Genomic DNA, 20,787 nt, shown 5'->3' on the forward strand with positions numbered 1-20,787 from the left:
ATAATATAGAACAATAAATGCATCGGTTTCAACTTGTACACCCAACTTTTTCTGAATAGTAAAAGGCTTAGCAATAAATTATAATTTATATGCAGCACCTAAAAACACTGCTACTCCGCTGGCGGCATCAACATTTAGTGTAATATTTTTGGCGTTGAAATACGGTAGCTGTAATTTTAAAAATAACTTTTCTCCAATTTTATAATGCGCGCCAGCACCAATATTATAAACCGTTAGCGCGCTATTTTGAATATATCCCTGCGTTTGGTCTTCAAATCCATAACCATAACCGAGCTGTGCAAAAACATTCCATTTTTCTTTATTCAAAACGTAATATTGAATAGACGGAATGAAGCCGTAGGAATGAATAGTGACATCGCTATTATTTTTAAAAAGAGTATTGTTTGAAGTGAAAAAACTTCCGGAAAGTGATGCATTTTTGAAAACGAAAAATTCAAAACTAACCAGTCCCAAAGCTCCGAAGTCGTCTTCATTATTTGTTGTAGTGGGATAGGGAGAAACCGATACGGAAAGTAACATTTCTCCTTTTTGGTTTTGGCCAATAGCGTTCACGAAAAGTAGAAGAGCGAATACAAAGAACAGTTTTTTCATTTGTGTAAAATTTTAATGAAGATACTTAAAATATTAAACCAAAAAAAAAGCCTCTCGTAAAACGAAAGGCTTTTCAAAATAAAATAATTTAGTACTATCCTGCCAATGCTTCGGCACCACCAACAATCTCTAAAATTTCGTTGGTAATTGCAGCTTGACGTGCTTTGTTATATTTCAATTTTAAGTCGTCGCGAAGTTCGGTTGCGTTGTCGGTTGCTTTATGCATTGCCGTCATACGGGCTCCGTGCTCACTTGCAGCACTATCGCGAAGAGCTTTGAATAATTGTGTTTTTAAACTCTTTGGAATCAAGGCTTCAACAATTTCTTCTTTTGAAGGCTCAAAAATATAGAAAGTGTCGTTAGTTTTTACTCCTTGACCTTCTATTTGTTTTGGAGGTAAAATTGGCAGAAACTGTTCTGTCATCACTATTTGTGTAGCAGCATTTTTGAAACTGTTGTAAACTATAACAATTTTATCATACTTCCCTTCTAAGAAAAGAAGCATTAATTTTTCAGCAATTGTTGCAGTATTATCAAAAGAAAGGTCGTCGAAAATACCGTTGTTATTTTCTAGTATCGTTCCCGTTTTCTTCAGAATATCGTTTCCTTTTTTTCCAAGGGTCATAAAATCTACTTGCTTGCCAGCATAAGTATTTGCAGCCAAGTTACGAGATTGTTTTATGATGTTGTTGTTAAAAGCTCCCGCCAAACCACGGTTACTGGTAATGGCAACCACTAAAATTTTGTTTACCTCGCGTTGTTCTGAATACTTGCTCCCGGAATCGGCATCAAGCGTAGCGCTTAGGTTTTGCAAAAGTTCTGTAAGTTTTTCAGAATAGGGACGCATTGCTGTAATGGCATCCTGAGCCTTTTTCAATTTTGCAGCAGAAACCATTTTCATGGCACTGGTAATCTGCATCGTTGAACCTACGGATGATATTCTGTTACGTATTTCTTTAAGATTCGCCATTTTTTTAATTATGTTACTCTGCGTTCTCTGCGCCTTTGCGGTAGTAAATAAAACCGCAATGGCGCAAAGGTCGCAAAGACTTTTTACTTCTTATACTTTGCTGAAAGTTCACTAGCAACAGTTGTCATTACATCTATTGCATCGTCAGTAAGTTTTCCTGCTTTTAAGTTATCCAAAGTATCTCTGTGCTTTACGTTAAGCATTTCAAGATAATCTCTTTCAAATTCTTTAATCTTATCAACTGGAACGTTACGCATTAGGTTTTTAGAACCTGCGTAGATAACTGCAATTTGATCTTCAACTGTGTAAGGATCATTTTCAGCTTGCTTTAATAGCTCTACGTTACGTCTTCCTTTTTCAATTACATTTAAAGTTGCCGCATCTAAATCTGAACCAAATTTTGAAAACGCTTCCAATTCACGGAAAGCTGCTTGATCCAGTTTTAAAGTACCTGCTACTTTTTTCATCGATTTAATCTGTGCGTTACCACCTACACGAGATACCGAAATACCTACGTTAATAGCCGGACGAACACCCGCGTTGAACAAATCTCCATCCAAGAAAATCTGACCATCGGTAATAGAAATTACGTTTGTTGGGATATACGCCGAAACGTCACCCGCTTGTGTTTCAATAATTGGAAGTGCAGTTAATGAACCACCACCTTTTACAATTCCTTTTAAAGAAGCAGGAAGGTCATTCATTTCTTTTGCGATTCCATCATCTGCAATAATTTTTGCAGCACGCTCTAATAATCTTGAGTGCAAGAAGAAAACATCTCCAGGATAAGCCTCACGTCCCGGTGGGCGACGAAGCAAAAGCGAAACCTCACGGTATGCTACAGCTTGTTTAGAAAGGTCATCAAAAACAATTAATGCTGGACGACCAGTATCGCGGAAGTACTCACCAATTGCAGCACCTGCGAAGGGAGCATAAACCTGCATAGGCGCAGGATCTGATGCGTTTGCAGCAACAATAGTTGTGTAAGCCATTGCGCCTTTTTCTTCTAAAACGTTTGCAATGTTTGCAACAGTTGAAGCTTTTTGCCCAATAGCAACATATATACAGTATACAGGTTTTCCTGCATCGTAAAATTCTTTTTGATTCAAAATAGTGTCGATACAAACGGTAGATTTACCAGTTTGACGGTCACCAATTACAAGTTCACGCTGACCACGGCCAACAGGAATCATTGCATCAATAGACTTAATACCAGTTTGAAGTGGCTCAGTTACCGGCTGACGGTAAATAACCCCAGGAGCTTTACGCTCTAATGGCATTTCGTAAGTTTCACCAGTGATTGGACCTTTACCATCGATAGGCTGACCTAATGTATTTACTACACGGCCAACAATTCCTTCACCTACATTAAGCGATGCAATACGTTGGGTACGTTTTACAGTAGAACCTTCTCTAATTTCTTTTGAAGGACCTAAAAGTACAATACCTACATTGTCTTCTTCAAGGTTCAATACAATACCTTCAAGACCACTTTCAAAGGCTACCAATTCGCCGTATTGAGCATTTGAAAGTCCGTATGCACGAACAATACCGTCACCCACGGTCAAAACAGTTCCTACTTCATCCAGGGAAGCAGTTGCTTCATAGCCTGTAAGTTGTTGCTTTAATATTGCTGATACTTCAGCTGGTTTTACTTCTGCCATTTTGATTTAGATATTAGATGCTAGATTTAAGACGTTAGACTAAACCTAATTTCCTTATTATATTGATTTACTGAATTCTCTTTTTAAATTTCCTAATTGGTTTGCGATACTTGCATTATACTGAATATCGCCAATACGAAGAATAAATCCTCCGATAATTTTAGGATCGGTTTCACTTTTCAATGTTACCTTTTCACTACCCGTTAATTCCTTAACTTTAGCCATTACCTTAGCTTCCATATCTGAAGTAAGAGGCACAGCAGTAATTACCGTAGCTGCTTTTACTCCTTGTTGGTCGTTGTAAATATCTACAAAGCTTTTTGCTACCTTGCTCAACAATGAAGTACGTTTATTAGCTACAAGTATATTAATAAGTGAATGTGTAGCTTCAGATTGTTCGTTGAAAATTTTCAACAAAGCGTTCTTTTTATCGTTGGCTTTAATAACCGGACTTTGAAGCACAGCTTGTAATTCACGGCTGTCTTCAATAGTTTTATAAACAGATTGCATATCGCCAAATAAAACAGCTTCTGTACTGTTTTCGTTTGCTTTCTGCAAAATTGCTTTCGCGTATCTTATCGCTGCTCTGCTCATTGGATATTAGTTTAATTTGGCTTCACCCAACATTTCATTTACAAGCTTCATTTGCTTATCGCTATCAGAAAGTTCGTGTTTTACCACTTTCTCGGCAATTTCTAATGAAAGGCTTGCCACTTGTTGTTTCAATTCAGCAATTGCAGCTTTCTTTTCGCTTACAATAGCGGCTTGTGCTTGGGCTACCATTTTATCAGCTTCAACTTTGGCATCTTCCTTAGCATCGGTGATCATTTTTGCTTTCAATTCACGAGCTTCTTTCATCATAGCTTCGCGTTCTGCGCGAGCTTCTTGAAGCAATTTTTCATTGTCAGCATGTAAGTTTTGCATTTCAAGTTTTGCCTTTTCGGCAGCTTCTAATGCATCGTTAATGGAAGTTTCGCGAGTTCTTACGGCACCCAAAATTGGTTTCCAAGCAAATTTTCGCAAAAGAATCAAAAGCAATAAAAATATGATGGTGGTCCAAAATATTAAACTCTCTGGTGCTACTATATTCATTTGATATAATTTTTTTTAAAATTTTTTCATTTAAAACAACATCTCGTGGCCAACCGCCACGAAATGTTGAATTTTAAAAATTAGGCAATCAATGCCACAACCACTGCGAAAAGTGCAACACCCTCTACAAGGGCCGCTGCAATAATCATCGCGGTTTGAATTTTTGCTGTAGCTTCTGGCTGTCTTGCGATCGCGTCCATTGCTGAACCACCAATTCTACCAATACCAATACCGGCACCGATTACGGCCAGTCCTGCTCCTACTGCTGCTAATGTTCCTGTCATAATTGAAACTTTTTAAAATAATTAAACAAAAATTAATGATGCTCCTCCACTGCTTGACCAATAAACAGCGCCGCAAGTAATGTAAATACATAAGCTTGAAGTGCAGCAACTAAAAGTTCCAGCACGCTCATGAAAAGTACAAATGCAATTGACACCGGCGAAATGGCGGCAGTTTCGAAAATAAAAATCAAGCCAACAAGGCTCAAAATTATGATATGCCCAGCAGTAATGTTCGCAAATAAACGAACCATAAGTGCAAAGGGTTTTGTAAACATCCCGATAATTTCTATCGGGATCATAATAGGGTATAATGCCTTTGGCACATCTGGCGTAAGGATGTGTTTCCAGTAATATTTATTTCCACTGAAAATTGTAACTACGAAAACAATAACAGCCATTACCAAGGTAAAAACGATGTTTCCAGTTACGTTTCCGCTAAAAGGGAAAAATGGAATAAGACCAATTAAGTTATTTAACCATATAAAGAAAAAGATGGTTAATAATAGTGGCATGTATTTTTGATATTTGCTGCCAATGTTTGGCACTGCAATCTCATCGCGCACGAAAAGAATTACTGGCTCTAAAAGCCCAGACAAACCTTTTGGCGCCTTTTTATTTTTCTTGTAAGAACGAGCTGCCCATCCAAAAACTATAAACAATAACAATGAAACAAAAAGCATTGAAAAAACGGTTTTTGTTATCGAGAAGTCTAACGGTCTGTCTTCGTAAAGAAAAGGACGTCCCATGGTACTGGTTGCCTCAAATTTCTCTTGATCGAAACGATCTGCGTAAAAAATATGCTCACGGTATTTAACGAAGCTATGTCCGTTGGCTTCTACTACTGTAGTACCACTATTATCGTGATGAAATTCCGACGATGGAAAAATGGTAAGACCATTTTCCGTCCAAAGTATTATAGGCAAAGCTAAAGTTATGGGATGCCCAGACCAGTCGGCAATATGAAATTCGTGCGAATCCCATACGTGACTATTGATCAATTCCTTCGGGTCAAATTTCCCACCACCCTCTTCTGGGTTTGGGTCCGATGCGGTACCTATAAAGGGCATCAATAAAAAAATAATTAATGCTAAGCTACCGATAAGTGTTTGAGTAAGCCTCATATGTTAATAACTATAAAAAATTGTGCTCGTTAAAATTTGTGCAAAAGTACAACTTTTAACGACAAAAAAAAGGGGGTAAGTGTGATTGTTTTATTTTTCTGAAATAAATTGAGACTACTTAAGTTGTAGATTGCTTTAAAAGCCTCAAAGCGAGAATGATCTCTATGAAAAGATAAATGAAATATGGGGTGAAAAAGGATATAAAATCTGGAATTTTTGATACATTTTCCATTTTTATAAGTGGAATTAAAAACACAATCGCGGCAACCATCTTTAATAAGATAAAGCCTAAAAAAGCGAAGCCAGTATAGTCTGGGGCCTTTTTACTAACAAGATAAAGTATTGACAGAATAATAAGTGTTACTACAAAATGAAACACATAAATGTTGAAAACGGAGTAAAAGAAGTTATAGCTATCAGAAATACTGGCAACCGCCCAATTCTGTATAAAATAGAGCAGCGCTGTAACTAAAATTAAAGTTGTTGGGATATAATAAAACCTATCTGATTTCAAATTTTTCAATCTTTATTATTCATATTTTGAAGTTGCTTTATCACAGCGTAGAGAGAGATAAAAACTCCTAGAAGCGAAAATATAATAGTATAAGCAGAATATTTATTTGGATAACTTTCGTCTAGTTTTTGGCCAATAAAAACTCCGATGCCAATGGTTACGCCCATCTGTACCGCAATACCAGAGAATACGGCCCATTTACGAAGGTTATTATTATCTGCCATTGGTACTTTTGGTATTTTAATTTTAAGAGTCTGCTACTCTTTTAATCTGCTGTTGACGTTCAAACGGATTTACTTTGGAAGTATCAACATTTGATTGATTAATTGTGGATACATTTTTTGGTTTGCCTCCTTGCATTACACAAGAAGCATTCATAGTAGCTCCTGGCTCTACAGACAATTTGCCTACAGTTACATCGCCTTCAATTATAGCTGTAGCTCTTAACGTGAGGGTTCCTGTTACTTGTAAATTTCCTTCAAATTTGCCTTCTATATCTGCGTTTTCACAGCTTAGCGTTCCTATTATCACTCCTGTTTTTCCTAAAACAACCTTTGACGGTGTTTTTACGTTACCTTCAATAGAACCATCAATTCTGAAAAATCCTGTAGAAGACACATCGCCTTTTAGTTTGGTGCCTTCATTGATTCTATTTTGAGCGGTTCCTGGTTCGGAAGTTATTCGTTTTTCTTTTTTATCGGAAAACATAGTAGTTGGTTTTTAATAAAGATTACTATTCTGTTATTCGGTTTGTCGAGGGCTGTTACTTGGTTACATCCTTCAGTAAATAATCGTCCAAGTTTTTGTGGATCTGAATGATTTTATAATTTGGAGTTGAAATCTCAAAGAAAGGATACTTAATTTTATACTCTTTCTTTTCTTTCAAAATATCGCCAAACCCTTGTGCGCCCAGCTTAGTGTTTAAACCGTGAACAATTACAAGTTTTGTTCCTGGCGTGTAGTAGTCAATAGAAGTTACCATATTTGTATAACGAAAATCTTCTATAGCCTTATCAAGCTTTTCTTTCAGCTTTTGCGCGGCTTCGCCTTCTTCACTGGTAAATTTATAAACCAGTTTCCAACTTTTTGAGTCTTCGTCTGGCGCAAAATCTTTCCCGGCTAAAAGAGGTAAAGTACTACTATAAATTTGCTGAGCCTGTTTACCTTCATCGCTATTAGGATAGTTGAGCGAAATAAAATTTAAAGCCTTTTTGTACGCTTCAAAACCTTGCTGACGAGCAATTGCAGTAGCTTTCAACAATTCAAATTTTGGCACAATATCATTGCCGTTATACACTATAATGAAATCATCACTCTTTTGAATTACATCTTCATATTTGGCAGCTTCAAACTCCTTATACAATTGTTTGTATTTAAACTCAGGGCTAGACTCATCTGTTGGCAATTGTGAATTTGGATTGCGAAGAATTTCCGCATAGCGCGTATCGGAGTGATTTGTTAGTACGTCATTTCTATATCTGTCTGCAGCCGATGAATTTTCTAAAGTTTCATAAATCTTAACCAGATTGTACTTTGCTGGAACAACCAATCGCTCTTCAGGATTAAAAGTTAGCAGTTTTTCAAGTCTGTTTATAGCACGATTATACTCTTTAAATTTTTCTTTATAAATCAATCCTAGTTGATAGTATGCAAAGTTTCTATCCTTTGCCAAACTATCAATAACCTTTTGTTCCGTTGGAATCTTGGATATATAAGTTTGTGGCTTGTAAAGTTCGTTTTCGGCAATCGTTGTTTCTTTGACCACCGCTACATCTTCTGTTATTAGCGAACTTCTTTTACTTGAAAGTCTCCAATTGTCTTCCAAATTTCGCTCTCCCCATGTTTTTCGGAATTCACCTTTACCATAAGCTACGGTAGAAGTATTGTAAAAATAGAAAGTGCTTCCTTTATTTGGGCCTGAAGCAGTTTTTCCCTTTTCATAAAATTCTTTATTGGCAATTTTTTCTTCAATTTTTATGGCAGCCAAAGAATCTTTTACCGCTTGTTCCTTCAACCTTGTTGTGAAATCTGTGAAAAATGCAAGCTGTTCAGACTCGCTCATTTTTGTTAGTTTTAGGATACTATCATTCGCGGTTGCAATTTCTTCGTACTTTATAACATCGTCTAAATTTTCACGCTTTTTCTTTATACGGCGCCACTGGCGGCTATTCTCTTGTAGAAAAGTGAGCGTGCTATCGTAATAAGCTCCGGCATTTCTATATTCCGCTGCATCAAAATTAATGAGTGCAAGGGTTTGGTAGTTTACAGACTGAAGAATTCTGTCCTGCTTGAAAGCTTTCAGCGATTTGTTATAATATTTTACCGCCGTTGCTATACTATCACTGTTATAATAATAATCTCCAAACTGATTGTAGATTTTATCTAAAAACGGTCGGTTTTCACGATTTTTTTCAAGGTCTTGTAATAGCTCTAAAAATGCAGTGCGATCTCCCTTTTCGTAGTCGAAGTTTTTTCCTCTTTCCAAATAGGCATTTATCATATAGATTCTAGAAGTCTTGCGGTTCATTGCTATAACCTCATCAAAAGCAACGTTGGCACTGTCTTTATCGCCTAAACGATTATAAAGCTGGCCTTTTATAAATGTGTACCTGCCTTTAAGTTCATCATCATTAACATTATCTGTTGCAATCTTAATATAATCCAGCGCTGGCTGTAATGAATCTAGATTTATAAAAGCCTGTGCCATCATTGCTGCACCTTCCGCGGTTTCTTCTTCTGTAAGATCGGCCTGATTAAACATTTTTTTGAGGTTTTCTATTGCGTAATCCTCATTTTTTAAACGAATGTTGGTCTTAGCCTTCCAAACCTTTGCAACATTTATGTTGTTACTGGTAGGATAACGATCTAAAATAAAATTAAAAGCATCTAAAGCAGGAATAAAACGGCCATCGTAGTAACGGGCTTTCCCGAGTAACATATAAGCTTCGTCTATTTGTGGATTATATTCCTTGCCATCTATATACATGGAATGTTTCTGAATAGCCTTCGCAGCTTTTTCTTCGGCGCGATTAAAGCCTCCTCCGCCTTGTTTATTGGCGCCGGGAGCTTTAGTTTCAGCTTCTTGAACATCAATGCGCTCTACAGGAAGTACTTCCCAGAAATTATCTCGGAATCCATAAGCTAATTGTGCTTTGGCTTCGGTAAAAGCCACGTCGCCATTGTAAAGCGTATTATATTCCGTACTAACCGCTTGTATATTGCGACTTAGGAAGGTATTTTTTTTTCGAGAACAAGCTGCCAAAAAAACAACAGCGAGAATAAATAGCGTAAATTTATATGTGCCTTTCATCTATATTTTATATCGATTATTGAAAGATGGAATTCGCTGTTCCACATTTTTTATTTGAATGAAAAGATAAGTCCTGGCTCATTTCAAAATGCTTTTGGTTTATATAATATTGTAACTTAAAAGGTTCTATTTTAGTATGTAGAATCACCATAGAGCGGTAAAAATACGTTTCTTTTTAATATCTGCTTAAAGAAACGTCGAAAAAATGCTTCACATTAAAGCCGTTGAAGCTTTGTTTCCTTGATTTCCTTCGTACTTTTGCAAAAAAATTTTACTATTATGAGCGACTCTCATACGCTTACCGTTTCCGAAGTGAAAAAAGAAACGCCAAACTCCGTTTCAATTACTTTCAATATACCCGAAAATTTAAAAACTGCATTTGCTTTTAAGGCTGGGCAGTATATTACTGTAAAACATCTTAAAGATGGAAAAGAACTTCGCCGCGCTTATTCTATTTGCTCTTCGCCAAAAAGTGGAGAAGTGAAAGTTGGGGTGAAAAGGGTAGAAAAAGGAACGTTTTCAGAGTATGCAAATAATGAACTAAAAGCTGGAGATACGTTAAAAGTGATGCCTCCCACGGGGAAGTTTACGCTGGAGCCAAATCTTAAAAATTATGCTGCTTTTGCCGCGGGAAGTGGAATTACACCCGTACTATCGTTGATAAAAAGCACTTTGGAAGAAATGTCGCAAAGTTCGTTTCTACTTATTTATGGCAATCAGACGAAAGAAGAAGCGATGTTTTATGACGAAATTGTTCAGTTACAGGATAAATACCCAAAGCGGTTTGATGTTGAATTCGTATTTAGTCGAGAAAAGGAAGGCGATGCACAATTTGGAAGAATAGGTCGTTCACTGGTTAATTTTTACCTGAAAAATAAATACCGCGACAGCTCTTTCGAATCTTTCTATCTCTGTGGTCCCGAAGAGATGATCGATGATGTTTCCGCTACCTTAAAACAAAATGGCATCAACTCAAAACAAATTCATCACGAGCTATTTTCTACTGCTGAAAAAGGACTTCTGGTTGAAAAGCACGATGGTTTTACGAGCATTACAGTAATTTTGGACGATGAGGAAGAAATATTTGAAATGTCGCAGACCAAATCTATTCTCGAAGCAGCATTGGATAAAGGTTTAGATCCACCTTATTCTTGCCAAGGCGGTATTTGCAGTACATGTATTGCGCGCTTAAAAGAAGGTAAAGCCGAAATGCGAAAAAACCAAATACTCACAGAAGCTGAAATCGCAGATGGTTTAATACTTACTTGCCAAGCGCATCCCACAACGCCAAAGGTTGTAGTGGATTATGATGATGTGTAGCTTCGGCTCCGCTCAGCGACCTAAACCATTTATTTCAAGCAACGAAAAAGACCTCAAAGGTTCTTAAAACCTTTGAGGTCTTTAAATGCGTTGATGTTGTTATAAAACTTCCTTTATTTTTGAAACAACCATTTCGGGTAAAATGGTTTCCATTGCGTCGTCATATCCTTTAGGAAACTTGTTACCGTAAATAGAGGTAGGAATAAGTGGGTATTTTTCTCGATCGGCTACCAATTGATGGTTTTCTGGTTGATTAAAAGGAACAAACCCAGCGAATGGATGCGTTACACCCCAAAGTGTAACTACTGGCACGCCGTACATTGCCGCCAAATGACCGTTGCCGCTGTCCATAGAAAGCATCAAATCTAAATTTGAAATCAGGGCAAGTTCTTCTTCAAATGTTAGTTTTCCCGCTACATTGGTAACGTTAGCAAAAGGGTTTTCAAATTTCTGAAGTTGGGTTATTTCCTTTTTTCCGCCACCAAAAAGGAAGATTCGGTATTTGTCTGTTTTATCCAACCCACGAATTACTTCGGCCATTAAACCCAACGGATACATTTTACTTTTATACGCAGCAAAAGGGGCTATACCAATTAGTTTTTTTGGCTCCACGCCAATGAGACCGTTTAGTTTGGGAACTAATCGTTTTTGTGGTGGAGCAACATAATTTTTTAAATCGATTGGAAAACCGAGTTTTTCAAAAACATCAGCATAGCGCTGCTGCGTTGTTTTTAATTGTGAAATATTTTCACCTCCACTAGACACCAAAGCTTTTTTTTCTGCTCTGCCTTTATCGATTGTCGCAGTTGCAAGACCTTTAAACTTTAAATATTTCGCGATTATTTTTGAACGAATAACGTTGTGCAAATCTGCCACAGCATCGATGCCTAATTCCTGCGCCTCCTTTGCTAATTTCAGTAAGCCGAAGCGTTTGTGTTTCCCATAAACATCAGCTTCTAAAAAATCCAGATTTGGAATTTCTTCAAAGAAAGGTTTAAAAAAAGGTCGGGAAAGTACCGTAATTTTTAATTCAGGATAAGTCTGCGCCAAAACGTGCAGCACAGGCACAGTCATTGCCACATCGCCCATTGCAGAGAGACGGATTACTAATATGTGTGAAGGTTTGGACATTGGGATTCTAAAAACCTAATAGGTTTTGAAAACCTGCTAGGTTTAAAAATAGTTCTATTTTTTTCCGCGAAGAACGGGGTTCAATTCATCGTCATTATACATTTTCATCTGTTTGTAGACTTTCATGTATTTTCTGCCGTGAGCAATATCGTCTAAAAGTTGGTTAATGGCAGTACTTAAATCCACAAGTTGTTCTAACAGTATATTCAACTTTGCTTTGCAAGCAATTTGGTGTTCTTGAGAAGCATCGGTACGCGTTGCCTCTTCATTCATATGATACACTTTCAAAGCTAAAATTGATAAACGATCAATTCCCCAAGCTGGGCTCTCAGTATTGATAGTAGCTTCATCATTGACTTTTACATCCTTAAATTTTTCGAGGAAATAACTATCAACATATTCAACCATATCTGTGCGATCTTGGTTGGAAGCATCTATTTGGCGCTTTAATTTAAGTGCCGCAACAGGATCGATATTTGGATCGCGAATAATATCTTCATAATGCCATTGCACGGTATCAATCCAGCATTTTCGGTATAACAAATGTTCAATTAAATCACTGTCTTTATCGTACGGATTGCTGAAAGGTTGATCCACGGTATTTATTTCGTGATACTTGTTTATTACTTCTGCGAAGATTTTGTTGGCTTTGTCTGAAAACATTATCTATTAATTTATTGTTGTTTATGTGTCTTCGATTCCGCTCAGACACCGACTTTATTTCTTTTCTAAAATATGCAAATATTCAAAAGTTTCTGTGGCTTTATGGTTTCGGTTTTCGGTTTTGTCTGCTTTAAAACGTTGATATTTTTTAGTTTTTAAAGTATATTTTCCGAAGCGCTCCATTACCGTTTGCACTTCTTTTTGAGTCATTAATCCTTCATTATTATAACTCAGGAAAATGTAGGGAAATTGTGCGTTTTCAATCAATTCCTCAAAACTTTTAAGGACTTCTCCAGTTCTGCACCAATCGCTTTTGTAGTAATCGCGCAGGCCTGTTTTTCCCTTTGGCACAAAGGTATCATATTTTGCGATAGTATTTAGCAAATGATAATTTGCACCGTATTGGCGGGCATTGTAAGGAGGATCTAAATAGAGAATATCTCCCTTAATTTTTTTAATTAGTGTGTTACTATCCTGTTGAAAAACTTGGTGTGTATTTTCTGTTTGCTGAAAAACGGCAGGTTTAATTACCATATTTTTTGCAGCGGAAGTTTTAATGTGTTTTAAATAAGCGCCATAAACTGAAGCCGTATTCGCCACTTTATCTGCACTTTCTAACAATGAGGCAAGTAGAAAAAAGAATTGGTATTCGGATATTTTTGAAGTTTCTTTCCACGCTCCAATTTGAAGCCGAGCCGCGTCAATTTTCTGTCCGTTTTCTGAAGTAAAATAGTTTCTTCCAGCTTTTCCACCTTCGGAATAATTTTCGAAAACGAAGCCTTTTTCACCTTTTAGAGTATTCAATTCACTTAAAGGGTCTTCGTAATCAAATTCAGCATGATTGCCAATATAATTTCGGTTCAGTACAAAACTGTAATATTCCACATCGTTGGCAATTACCTGTTTTACGTGAGTTTTAAAATTTCGGCCCACGATTCCGGTGCCTGCAAAAAGGTCGCAAAATACTTTTTTGGAAAGATCGTTTCCGCAGATTTCGGTAACCGTTTCAAAAATGAAGCTGGAAAGTTTGTGTTTAGAGCCTATATAATTCATTGCGAAACCCAGATAATATCACTGAAAGTTTTTTGTTCGTTAGCAAAAGTAAAGGAATGAAGTTGCTCCCGCTTAAAGCTTGCAACATATTTTTGAATGGCTTTTTTAAGCATTGAAATTTCAGCCTTTAGTTTCCAATGTTCGCCGTTTTCAGCATATACAACTATAAAAAGACGGTTTTTTAAATGATGTCTTTTTTGGGCACTTTGATTTTTATAGAGCCATTCTATCAATTCTGCTTTATGGCTTTGTGCATATGTAAATGATTTGTTGAATTGCTTCGGAAAGACAGATGTTTTATGGTCAAAAGGTATTCCGAAGAGATAAAAATCTTTTTCAGAATCTTTTCTTTCGGCCACAGGTTCAATACCTTCAATTTCAGTAAAAATTTGCTCTACCGCTTTTGCACTCCAGAAATTATACCATCGGTTTGCAGCGTATTGAAAGAGATGTTGTTCGTTAAAACCGTGAATATCCGTAAGCGTAGCAATTTTCTGAATAAGTATGTCCCAATTAGAAATTTGATAAATAAAATTTGTGTGATTGTCCCACGCATCGTTTTGTTTGCGAAACCATTTATACGAATATGAATGTCTCCGTTTAAGCTCTTTTTCAATATTTTGAAGTAAAAAAGTCATAATAACATAAATACAAAAGGCAAAAGCACAACCAACCAAAGCATAACTTCTTTGAACCAAAACTCTGAAGTGTCAGTTTTATGATAATCCTCTCTATAAGAAATTTCAATATAATTTGCGCAAATAATTGAAACTGGAGCTAAAACAAAAAGTATCTCGGCACCATTTTTTTCCGGAGCTCCCAATGCAATTAAAATCGTTGTAATACTAACGTATATAAGCAATATGAAATTTGGCTTTTCTTTTAAAGGAATTACAGGAATTTTTGAAACCCGATAAATACCCGTCCAAATATAAAACGCCGAAATAATGGTAACAGGAATTAATATTGATACCGAATTATACACCGAAAAATCTAGACTGATGTCGTCTTTCCAATTGTAAAGCCAAGCAAACGTATTATTGCTTAAAAGTTGATACGTGGTATATAAAACAACGATAGTAAAAAACCCCACGAATGGCACCAGTATTTGCTTGTAATTAGCATTTGGCTTTTGCATTATTGCAATCCAAAGCGGTATAAAAAATAATAGACTCCAAAAATAAAACAAAGCAGCCAAGGTAATCCATAGGCTAGCATCAAGTATTTTTTTTGTCGAATTTTTATCGCTTCGCAAGCTCATTAATCTCCGTAGCGCTAGCAACAGAAAGGCATTCGCAAGTATTATTTTATATTGAAGAAAAATTATTGGTAGCATTACCATAAAACAGGTAAAGAATAAAATGGCGTATGTATTGTTTTTTGTTAAATAATTCTTCCGAATAATAAAATCTAAAAGCAGCATTGCCAATACGCTAAGAAGGATAAAAAACAGATGGATAAAAATGCTTGAAAAGGAAATAAAGACGGCATTTCCCGAAATTTCCGCATACAAATAACCCAGAATAATAAAAACACCGAGAATTAAATAGTTTATTGGGTTAGATTTTCCAAAAAAGCTTGTCAGCATACGGGGTTATTTTATATTTTTGTCTTCTAAAGATTAAAGATATGACTTGGAAAGGTTTTTGGGAAGTAATAGCTTCCCTTTTTGAAGATATTCTGTTTATTCCCTATGACGCTTTGATGAAGCTGGAGCTTGAAAGCTGGTTGCTAGCAAATATTGTTTCTTGGGTATTTTTGTTAATTGGCGCTTCTGCTTTTATATACTGGTTGCTTCAATTGAAAGGTTTCAACGAAAACACCGAAGTAACTTATACTTTCGACGAAAATCCGTAATTTTCTAAAGGTCGAAACCTATATCATTACGATACTGCATCCTGTCAAAAGATAGTTTTTCTATGTTTTGATAGGATTTTTTTAGTGCCTTTCTGAAATCATCATCCAAAGATGTAACCGCTAAAACGCGTCCGCCGTTTGTAAGTGTTTCACCGTTTTCAAACTTTGTTCCAGCGTGAAAAACAATAGAACCTTCCACCTTTTCTAAACCTGAAATAACTTTGCCTTTTTCGTACGCTTCAGGATATCCGCCAGATACGAGCATAACCGTAGTTGCGGTTCTGTCGTCAATTTCAATATTGATATCATTGAGTTTTTTATTATAAGTCGCCTCAAATAAATCTACCAAATCGGTTTTTATGCGCGGTAGCACAACTTCCGTTTCAGGATCGCCCATACGCACATTGTATTCTATTACATACGGTTCGTTATTCACATTTATAAGACCGATAAAAACAAAACCTTTGTAGTCAATATTTTCTTCGGACAGACCATTAACAGTAGGCTTAACAATTCGATCTTCAATTTTTTTCATCAAAACTTCATCTGCAAATGGCACTGGGGAAATGGCGCCCATTCCACCAGTATTCAATCCAGTATCACCTTCGCCAATGCGTTTGTAATCTTTTGCAGTAGGCAGCAATTTATAATTTTTACCATCTGTTAAAACAAAAACACTTAGTTCTATTCCGTCTAAAAATTCTTCGATAACCACTTTAGAGCTGGCTTCGCCAAATTTGCTATGGGCGAGCATATTTTCAAGCTCCTGTTTGGCTTCGTCTAAATCATTCAAAATTAAAACACCTTTTCCACCGGCTAAACCGTCGGCTTTCAAAACATAGGGAGGGTTCAATTTTTCAAGAAATAATTTCCCAGCTTCCAGAGATTTTGCAGTAAAACTTTGGTAAGCAGCCGTGGGAATGTTATGCTGCATCATAAATTCTTTAGCACGCTCCTTGCTTCCTTCTAATAATGCGCCCCTTTTTGAGGGACCAATTAGCATCACATTTTTTAACTCGGCAATTTCGGCGAAATAATTGGCTATTCCTAGCACCAAAGGATCTTCGGGACCAACAATTACCATTTCAATATTATTTTCAAGAACACAATTTTTCACCGCTTCAAAATCGGTTACTTTTAATTCCACATTTGTTGCGATGGAAGCAGTACCGGCATTTCCGGGAGCTACAAAAAGTTTATCGCAGCGTTTGCTCTGCGCAAATTTGTATGCAAAAGTATGTTCGCGACCACCGGAACCAAGAATAAGGATGTTCATAATTGAAATGTTTTGTTTCGGTGTCAAAAATAATTGTTTGTAAATTGACACCCTAATATATTCCAAAATGAATTTGTTTGAAAATACATTAAAGCTTAATGGCTATCGCATTGATGAGGCAAAAGCGAAGCTTAAAGAAATTCAACAAATTCCAGAAACCGATTTTAAAAGCTATATTTTAAAAACCCGTGAAGAAATAGTTCGATATCACTTTCAAAATAATTCTTTTTATCGCGATTTTATTGGCACTGATAATTTAGCTTGGGAAGATATACCTGTCTTAACAAAAGGCCATCTTCAGCAACCTTTAGAAGATAGACTATCCGAAGAATATTTAAAGAAGTCTATCTATATAAGTAAAACTTCAGGTTCCAGCGGGACGCCATTTATATTCGCGAAAGACAAATATTGCCACTCCTTATCTTGGGCAGAATTTATAGACAGTTATGGGAATTTGGGAATCGATCTAAACTCATCGTTACAGGCGCGATTTTACGGCATTCCATTAAATTTTCAAGGATATTACAAAGAACGGTTTAAAGATTTTTTGAGCCATAGATATAGGTTTTCTGTTTTTGATCTTTCAGAAGAAAAAATGGAAAAAATTTTAATTCTTTTCAAACATAAAAAGTTTGATTACATCAATGGATATACAAGTGCAATTGTCCTTTTTGCCAAGTTTTTAAAAGAAAGAAATATCATTCTCACTGAAGTTTGCCCAACTTTAAAATATTGCATTGCAACCAGTGAAATGCTTTTTGAAGACGATAAAGAATTGATGGAAAACGTTTTTAATATTCCTATAATTAATGAATATGGAGCTTCTGAGTTAGGATTGATAGCTTTTACAAATTCAGAAGATGAATTAAAAGTGAATAGCAGTACGATGTTCATCGAAATTCTTGACGAAGATGACAAACCAGTTCCTTTAGGTAGTTCCGGACGGATTGTAATTACAGCATTATACAATAAGGCGCATCCCATGATTCGTTATGAGATTGGCGATATTGGTGTTTTAGCCAAGTCGAGCACTTACAAAAATCCTGTTTTAGAAAAGTTAATAGGCCGCAAAAACGATATAGCCAAGTTGCCGAGCGGGAAGATTGTGCCAGGACTTACCTTTTATTATGTTACTAAAAGTGTAATCTCCAATGATGGTAATGTAAAAGAATTTGTTATCGAACAAACCAAAATAGATACTTTTAAAATTCAATATGTTGCTCATAAAGAACTCGTACCCCAAGAAAAACTTGAAATTCAAAAGTCAATTACAGAATATTTGGAAAAGGATTTAAAGCTTGTTTTTGAAAGAACAGCTATTTTGAAACGAAGTAAAAGCGGCAAATTAAAACAGTTTATTTCATTAGTTAAACCTAGTGAATAAAGAAATAAATTGAAGTAATCTGTTCAGTAAAAGCGTTAACTTTCTATTAGTGGAATGTATTTCTTTTTAAACTTAATCATCAGTGCCACCGCTCTATATGCAACCCAAACTATCAGTGCGGCCCAAATACCAATCAGCCCCCAATGCATATATTTTGAAAGAAATAGCACCGGAATAAAACCGAATACTGTTGCTCCTAAAAGTACGTTTCGCAAATAGCGCATTTCTCCCAATCCTTTAAAAATAGAATCTAGCGTAAAAGCCAAGGCATTAAAGGGTAAGCAAAGCAGAACCATAAAAAACATATTGTAAAAAATACTGAGCACTTTTTGGTCTTTATTAAATAGAAGTCCCAAGGGCTCATAAAGAAGGGAGCCTGCTAAAACCAGTAATGCGGCGACTCCTATATTATATAGATTTACTTTCTTCGTGAGTTCCCAAAGTGAACTATAATTGCGTTCGCCCAGCAGTTTTCCTCCTAAAATATTTCCGGCTGCACCATATCCATCAATAAAAAAAGCGGTGAAAATCCAGATATTAAACGCGATAGTGTGTGCAGCAATATATTCTTTCCCTAAATCTGCAGCCTCTCGCGTTGCCAATATTAATGCGGTGTTTAACGCTACAGTTCGCAAAAATAGATTCAAACTCATATTTATCAAACGCTTTATTTCGGGGTGTAGCGGGAAAGTAAGTTTTAAAGAAATTTCAGTTTTCTTTAAAAGAAAAATCAAGGCCAATATCGCCATGACCGCTTGCGAGAAAAGACTTGCCCATGCGGCGCCTTTAATTCCCATTGGCGCAACATAGCCTTCAACTCCGTATACCAAAGCGAAGTCTAACCCTATGTTTAACGCTGCACCGATTGCAGCGATAATCATTGGCCAAAATGTATTTTGGAGTCCTCGGAACAATCCAAAAACTGCAAAAGTGAAAAGCGTAAGTGGAAAACCCCAAACGCGAATGTTGTAATAGTCTATGCTGAAAGACAGTATCATGCCTTCGGCATTGAGGAATTTAAAGATTTCTTCTACAAAGAAATAGGTAGAAAACAGCACGATAATACTCAGCACAATATTGAAATAAATTGCCTGCGCTGGAAAGTTATGTAGATCCTTCAACTTTCCTGCGCCAAGGTTTTGCGACACAATTGTTGAAATAGCGCTTCGAGTCTGACCCAAAATCCAAATAAGAGCAGACAGAAATGCCCCAACAATCCCTACCGCTGCGAGCGACTCAATACCGAATTCACTTATATTTCCAACTACTGCTGCATCGGTGGCAGATAGCACGGGTTCGGCAATTCCTGCAATAATAGCTGGAATTGCGAGCTGTTGAATTCGTTTAAATGATATATCGGTGTGCTGCATTTTCGAAAAAGCAAAACTACGTAAAATGAAAAAAGCCAACAGGATTGATAGGCCTTAAAGTGATATAATTTATGCAAAATGTGAAAGTTTGATGAGTCGAAGAATAATTACGTTAATTTTGTATTCATAAATTAGAAGTTTTCACCATATGAAAAATATTTTGGTTCCCGTTGGCTCTTCAGCAAACTCAGTTAGTAATTTACAATACGCCATAGATTTGGCCGAATCGATAAACGCGAATGTATATGTAGTTTCTGTATTTCAGGAACTTTCAAAAGTTGGCAGTCTTTCAAAATTGAATAACATTTTAAAGGAAGAATCTGAAAATCGATTAAATGAAATTCTCTCTCAAGTGGACAGTAAAAACGTACACGTTACTGCCCATCCTGTTAAAGGCGAAGTTTTGGAGGGATTGGCTCGAATAAGCAGACAAGTTCCAATTGATTTAATGGTACTATCGCCGCGAAGTAATTCCATAAAAGAAGAAGTTTATTTAGGTAAAACTTCAGGTAAATTGCTGAAGCAAACCAATATTCCAATCCTAGTTGTTCCCGAGGGAGCCAAGTTTGCCCCCCCAAAAACCATGCTCATGGCTTTTAAAAATGGAACATTTGAACACGATGATTTATTAGAAGTCGTTGCTAGATTCAAAGAGAGTTTTGGTACTGAAGTTCACGTACTTCACGTAGAAACTCCAGAAACTACGGAAGAAATGAAAAACGTAACTAACAACTTAAAGGCGCTGCAAACTTCGTATACACAAGTTGAAGCCGCTACCACTTTTCAGGCAGTAATTGAATATTTTCAACAGTATAATCCAGATATGCTTTGCGTTGTAAGAAGAAAACGCGGTTTCTTTAAAAAGCTTTGGGAAAAGAATGAAATCTTGAAAAAAGAATTTTATACTAGCAAGCCGCTATTAGTTTTACCGGTTCAGGAATAGGATGCAGTACTCAAAATAAAATTACAGTGCTCGATTACAGAATTAACCTGACATCGAAATCTCTAAACAAGATAAAAACAAAAAACCATCAGCTTAAACTGATGGTTTTTTTGTGGAGAATATCGGAGTCGAACCGATGACCTCTTGCATGCCATGCAAGCGCTCTAGCCAACTGAGCTAATCCCCCGTCGTGTTCCAAAGCTCTTAAAGCGTAAGAACATTT

The 20,787-nt window shown here is 36.5% G+C and carries 22 protein-coding genes and 1 tRNA gene; 4 read left to right on the plus strand and 19 right to left on the minus strand.

All coding sequences use genetic code 11. The features are described 5' to 3' along the window. Nucleotides 1–78: 78 nt before the first annotated feature. The 11 genes from AC3RVF_RS01490 to porW all read right to left on the minus strand — a co-directional run bounded on the left by AC3RVF_RS01490 (nucleotide 79) and on the right by porW (nucleotide 9,567). Nucleotides 79–612: a hypothetical protein gene (locus AC3RVF_RS01490; RefSeq protein ID WP_489690403.1), complete on the minus strand. Its 534-nt coding sequence runs from the start codon at nucleotides 610–612 to the stop codon at nucleotides 79–81. A 94-nt stretch (nucleotides 613–706) separates the two neighbouring features. Further along, nucleotides 707–1,582 (minus strand): ATP synthase F1 subunit gamma, encoded by an 876-nt coding sequence (gene atpG / locus AC3RVF_RS01495; protein WP_489690402.1) that lies wholly within the window; start codon nucleotides 1,580–1,582, stop codon nucleotides 707–709. A gap of 83 nt (nucleotides 1,583–1,665) precedes the next feature. Then, nucleotides 1,666–3,246: a F0F1 ATP synthase subunit alpha gene (atpA, locus tag AC3RVF_RS01500; RefSeq protein ID WP_489690401.1), complete on the minus strand. Its 1,581-nt coding sequence runs from the start codon at nucleotides 3,244–3,246 to the stop codon at nucleotides 1,666–1,668. A 57-nt stretch (nucleotides 3,247–3,303) separates the two neighbouring features. Continuing rightward, the gene (gene atpH, locus AC3RVF_RS01505; protein WP_489690400.1) at nucleotides 3,304–3,840 is read right to left on the minus strand and encodes an ATP synthase F1 subunit delta; all 537 of its coding nucleotides are present in this window, start codon (nucleotides 3,838–3,840) and stop codon (nucleotides 3,304–3,306) included. Nucleotides 3,841–3,846: 6 nt separating this feature from the next. Further along, entirely contained in the window at nucleotides 3,847–4,338 is a 492-nt protein-coding gene (locus tag AC3RVF_RS01510) for a F0F1 ATP synthase subunit B (protein ID WP_489690399.1), read from the minus strand. Between the two features lie 80 nt (nucleotides 4,339–4,418). Beyond that, on the minus strand, nucleotides 4,419–4,622 hold the full coding sequence (gene atpE / locus AC3RVF_RS01515; protein ID WP_237601234.1) for an ATP synthase F0 subunit C: 204 nt from the start codon (nucleotides 4,620–4,622) through the stop codon (nucleotides 4,419–4,421). A gap of 32 nt (nucleotides 4,623–4,654) precedes the next feature. Then, on the minus strand, nucleotides 4,655–5,743 hold the full coding sequence (gene atpB, locus AC3RVF_RS01520; protein ID WP_489690398.1) for a F0F1 ATP synthase subunit A: 1,089 nt from the start codon (nucleotides 5,741–5,743) through the stop codon (nucleotides 4,655–4,657). Between the two features lie 118 nt (nucleotides 5,744–5,861). Next, nucleotides 5,862–6,266 (minus strand): DUF6168 family protein, encoded by a 405-nt coding sequence (locus AC3RVF_RS01525; protein ID WP_489690397.1) that lies wholly within the window; start codon nucleotides 6,264–6,266, stop codon nucleotides 5,862–5,864. Next, nucleotides 6,263–6,481: an AtpZ/AtpI family protein gene (locus AC3RVF_RS01530; protein ID WP_489690396.1), complete on the minus strand. Its 219-nt coding sequence runs from the start codon at nucleotides 6,479–6,481 to the stop codon at nucleotides 6,263–6,265. The genes AC3RVF_RS01525 and AC3RVF_RS01530 overlap by 4 nt, the downstream gene beginning before the upstream one ends. Before the next feature lie 22 nt (nucleotides 6,482–6,503). Next, entirely contained in the window at nucleotides 6,504–6,965 is a 462-nt protein-coding gene (locus AC3RVF_RS01535) for a bactofilin family protein (protein ID WP_489690395.1), read from the minus strand. Nucleotides 6,966–7,020: 55 nt separating this feature from the next. After that, nucleotides 7,021–9,567, minus strand: a complete 2,547-nt coding sequence (porW, locus tag AC3RVF_RS01540) for a type IX secretion system periplasmic lipoprotein PorW/SprE (RefSeq protein WP_489690394.1) — start codon at nucleotides 9,565–9,567, stop codon at nucleotides 7,021–7,023. 279 nt (nucleotides 9,568–9,846) lie between these two features. On the opposite strand from porW, the gene AC3RVF_RS01545 reads away from it, so the two are divergent. Beyond that, nucleotides 9,847–10,887 carry a 2Fe-2S iron-sulfur cluster-binding protein gene (locus AC3RVF_RS01545; RefSeq protein ID WP_489690393.1) on the plus strand — a complete coding sequence of 347 codons (1,041 nt, stop codon included), beginning with the start codon at nucleotides 9,847–9,849 and terminating at the stop codon, nucleotides 10,885–10,887. A 99-nt stretch (nucleotides 10,888–10,986) separates the two neighbouring features. Here AC3RVF_RS01545 and AC3RVF_RS01550 read toward each other — a convergent pair whose 3' ends face one another. From AC3RVF_RS01550 to AC3RVF_RS01570, 5 genes are read right to left on the minus strand one after another with little or no spacing between them, the layout of a single operon-like run. Continuing rightward, the gene (locus AC3RVF_RS01550) at nucleotides 10,987–12,018 is read right to left on the minus strand and encodes a glycosyltransferase family 9 protein (RefSeq protein ID WP_489692591.1); all 1,032 of its coding nucleotides are present in this window, start codon (nucleotides 12,016–12,018) and stop codon (nucleotides 10,987–10,989) included. Nucleotides 12,019–12,072: 54 nt separating this feature from the next. Then, nucleotides 12,073–12,681 (minus strand): DUF4254 domain-containing protein, encoded by a 609-nt coding sequence (locus AC3RVF_RS01555; protein ID WP_489690391.1) that lies wholly within the window; start codon nucleotides 12,679–12,681, stop codon nucleotides 12,073–12,075. Nucleotides 12,682–12,735: 54 nt separating this feature from the next. Continuing rightward, nucleotides 12,736–13,734, minus strand: coding sequence for a DNA adenine methylase (locus AC3RVF_RS01560; RefSeq protein WP_489692592.1), 999 nt, complete (start codon nucleotides 13,732–13,734; stop codon nucleotides 12,736–12,738). Then, nucleotides 13,731–14,372, minus strand: coding sequence for a hypothetical protein (locus tag AC3RVF_RS01565; protein WP_489690389.1), 642 nt, complete (start codon nucleotides 14,370–14,372; stop codon nucleotides 13,731–13,733). The genes AC3RVF_RS01560 and AC3RVF_RS01565 overlap by 4 nt, the downstream gene beginning before the upstream one ends. Further along, nucleotides 14,369–15,322 (minus strand): DUF6427 family protein, encoded by a 954-nt coding sequence (locus AC3RVF_RS01570; RefSeq protein WP_489692593.1) that lies wholly within the window; start codon nucleotides 15,320–15,322, stop codon nucleotides 14,369–14,371. The genes AC3RVF_RS01565 and AC3RVF_RS01570 overlap by 4 nt, the downstream gene beginning before the upstream one ends. A 41-nt stretch (nucleotides 15,323–15,363) precedes the next feature. Here AC3RVF_RS01570 and AC3RVF_RS01575 point away from each other — a divergent pair, with 41 nt between their 5' ends. After that, nucleotides 15,364–15,591 carry a DUF6341 family protein gene (locus AC3RVF_RS01575; RefSeq protein ID WP_489690387.1) on the plus strand — a complete coding sequence of 76 codons (228 nt, stop codon included), beginning with the start codon at nucleotides 15,364–15,366 and terminating at the stop codon, nucleotides 15,589–15,591. 4 nt (nucleotides 15,592–15,595) lie between these two features. On the opposite strand, the gene purD is transcribed toward AC3RVF_RS01575, so the two are convergent. Continuing rightward, nucleotides 15,596–16,867, minus strand: coding sequence for a phosphoribosylamine--glycine ligase (gene purD, locus AC3RVF_RS01580; RefSeq protein WP_489690386.1), 1,272 nt, complete (start codon nucleotides 16,865–16,867; stop codon nucleotides 15,596–15,598). Nucleotides 16,868–16,934: 67 nt separating this feature from the next. On the opposite strand from purD, the gene AC3RVF_RS01585 reads away from it, so the two are divergent. Then, on the plus strand, nucleotides 16,935–18,251 hold the full coding sequence (locus AC3RVF_RS01585) for a phenylacetate--CoA ligase family protein (RefSeq protein ID WP_489692594.1): 1,317 nt from the start codon (nucleotides 16,935–16,937) through the stop codon (nucleotides 18,249–18,251). A gap of 35 nt (nucleotides 18,252–18,286) precedes the next feature. Here the strand turns inward: AC3RVF_RS01585 and AC3RVF_RS01590 are convergent, their stop codons facing one another. Next, entirely contained in the window at nucleotides 18,287–19,621 is a 1,335-nt protein-coding gene (locus tag AC3RVF_RS01590; protein ID WP_489692595.1) for an MATE family efflux transporter, read from the minus strand. A gap of 148 nt (nucleotides 19,622–19,769) precedes the next feature. On the opposite strand from AC3RVF_RS01590, the gene AC3RVF_RS01595 reads away from it, so the two are divergent. Further along, the gene (locus tag AC3RVF_RS01595; RefSeq protein WP_489692596.1) at nucleotides 19,770–20,564 is read left to right on the plus strand and encodes a universal stress protein; all 795 of its coding nucleotides are present in this window, start codon (nucleotides 19,770–19,772) and stop codon (nucleotides 20,562–20,564) included. 113 nt (nucleotides 20,565–20,677) lie between these two features. Here AC3RVF_RS01595 and AC3RVF_RS01600 read toward each other — a convergent pair. Continuing rightward, a tRNA-Ala gene (locus AC3RVF_RS01600) sits at nucleotides 20,678–20,751 on the minus strand. Nucleotides 20,752–20,787: the final 36 nt, after the last annotated feature.

The sequence above is a fragment of the Aequorivita sp. IT1183 genome, assembly GCF_058068265.1.

Bases quoted from the DNA above. Each gene is read 5' to 3' on its own strand.
- atpA (WP_489690401.1), bottom strand. From the start codon at position 3,246: ATGGCAGAAGTAAAACCAGCTGAAGTATCAGCAATATTAAAGCAACAA.
- AC3RVF_RS01535 (WP_489690395.1), bottom strand. From the start codon at position 6,965: ATGTTTTCCGATAAAAAAGAAAAACGAATAACTTCCGAACCAGGAACC.
- atpG (WP_489690402.1), bottom strand. From the start codon at position 1,582: ATGGCGAATCTTAAAGAAATACGTAACAGAATATCATCCGTAGGTTCA.
- AC3RVF_RS01570 (WP_489692593.1), bottom strand. From the start codon at position 15,322: ATGCTGACAAGCTTTTTTGGAAAATCTAACCCAATAAACTATTTAATT.
- AC3RVF_RS01490 (WP_489690403.1), bottom strand. From the start codon at position 612: ATGAAAAAACTGTTCTTTGTATTCGCTCTTCTACTTTTCGTGAACGCT.
- porW (WP_489690394.1), bottom strand. From the start codon at position 9,567: ATGAAAGGCACATATAAATTTACGCTATTTATTCTCGCTGTTGTTTTT.
- AC3RVF_RS01595 (WP_489692596.1), top strand. From the start codon at position 19,770: ATGAAAAATATTTTGGTTCCCGTTGGCTCTTCAGCAAACTCAGTTAGT.
- AC3RVF_RS01560 (WP_489692592.1), bottom strand. From the start codon at position 13,734: ATGAATTATATAGGCTCTAAACACAAACTTTCCAGCTTCATTTTTGAA.
- AC3RVF_RS01530 (WP_489690396.1), bottom strand. From the start codon at position 6,481: ATGGCAGATAATAATAACCTTCGTAAATGGGCCGTATTCTCTGGTATT.
- AC3RVF_RS01565 (WP_489690389.1), bottom strand. From the start codon at position 14,372: ATGACTTTTTTACTTCAAAATATTGAAAAAGAGCTTAAACGGAGACAT.
- AC3RVF_RS01545 (WP_489690393.1), top strand. From the start codon at position 9,847: ATGAGCGACTCTCATACGCTTACCGTTTCCGAAGTGAAAAAAGAAACG.
- AC3RVF_RS01575 (WP_489690387.1), top strand. From the start codon at position 15,364: ATGACTTGGAAAGGTTTTTGGGAAGTAATAGCTTCCCTTTTTGAAGAT.
- AC3RVF_RS01555 (WP_489690391.1), bottom strand. From the start codon at position 12,681: ATGTTTTCAGACAAAGCCAACAAAATCTTCGCAGAAGTAATAAACAAG.
- AC3RVF_RS01585 (WP_489692594.1), top strand. From the start codon at position 16,935: ATGAATTTGTTTGAAAATACATTAAAGCTTAATGGCTATCGCATTGAT.
- AC3RVF_RS01510 (WP_489690399.1), bottom strand. From the start codon at position 4,338: ATGAATATAGTAGCACCAGAGAGTTTAATATTTTGGACCACCATCATA.
- atpB (WP_489690398.1), bottom strand. From the start codon at position 5,743: ATGAGGCTTACTCAAACACTTATCGGTAGCTTAGCATTAATTATTTTT.
- purD (WP_489690386.1), bottom strand. From the start codon at position 16,867: ATGAACATCCTTATTCTTGGTTCCGGTGGTCGCGAACATACTTTTGCA.
- AC3RVF_RS01550 (WP_489692591.1), bottom strand. From the start codon at position 12,018: ATGTCCAAACCTTCACACATATTAGTAATCCGTCTCTCTGCAATGGGC.
- atpE (WP_237601234.1), bottom strand. From the start codon at position 4,622: ATGACAGGAACATTAGCAGCAGTAGGAGCAGGACTGGCCGTAATCGGT.
- AC3RVF_RS01590 (WP_489692595.1), bottom strand. From the start codon at position 19,621: ATGCAGCACACCGATATATCATTTAAACGAATTCAACAGCTCGCAATT.
- atpH (WP_489690400.1), bottom strand. From the start codon at position 3,840: ATGAGCAGAGCAGCGATAAGATACGCGAAAGCAATTTTGCAGAAAGCA.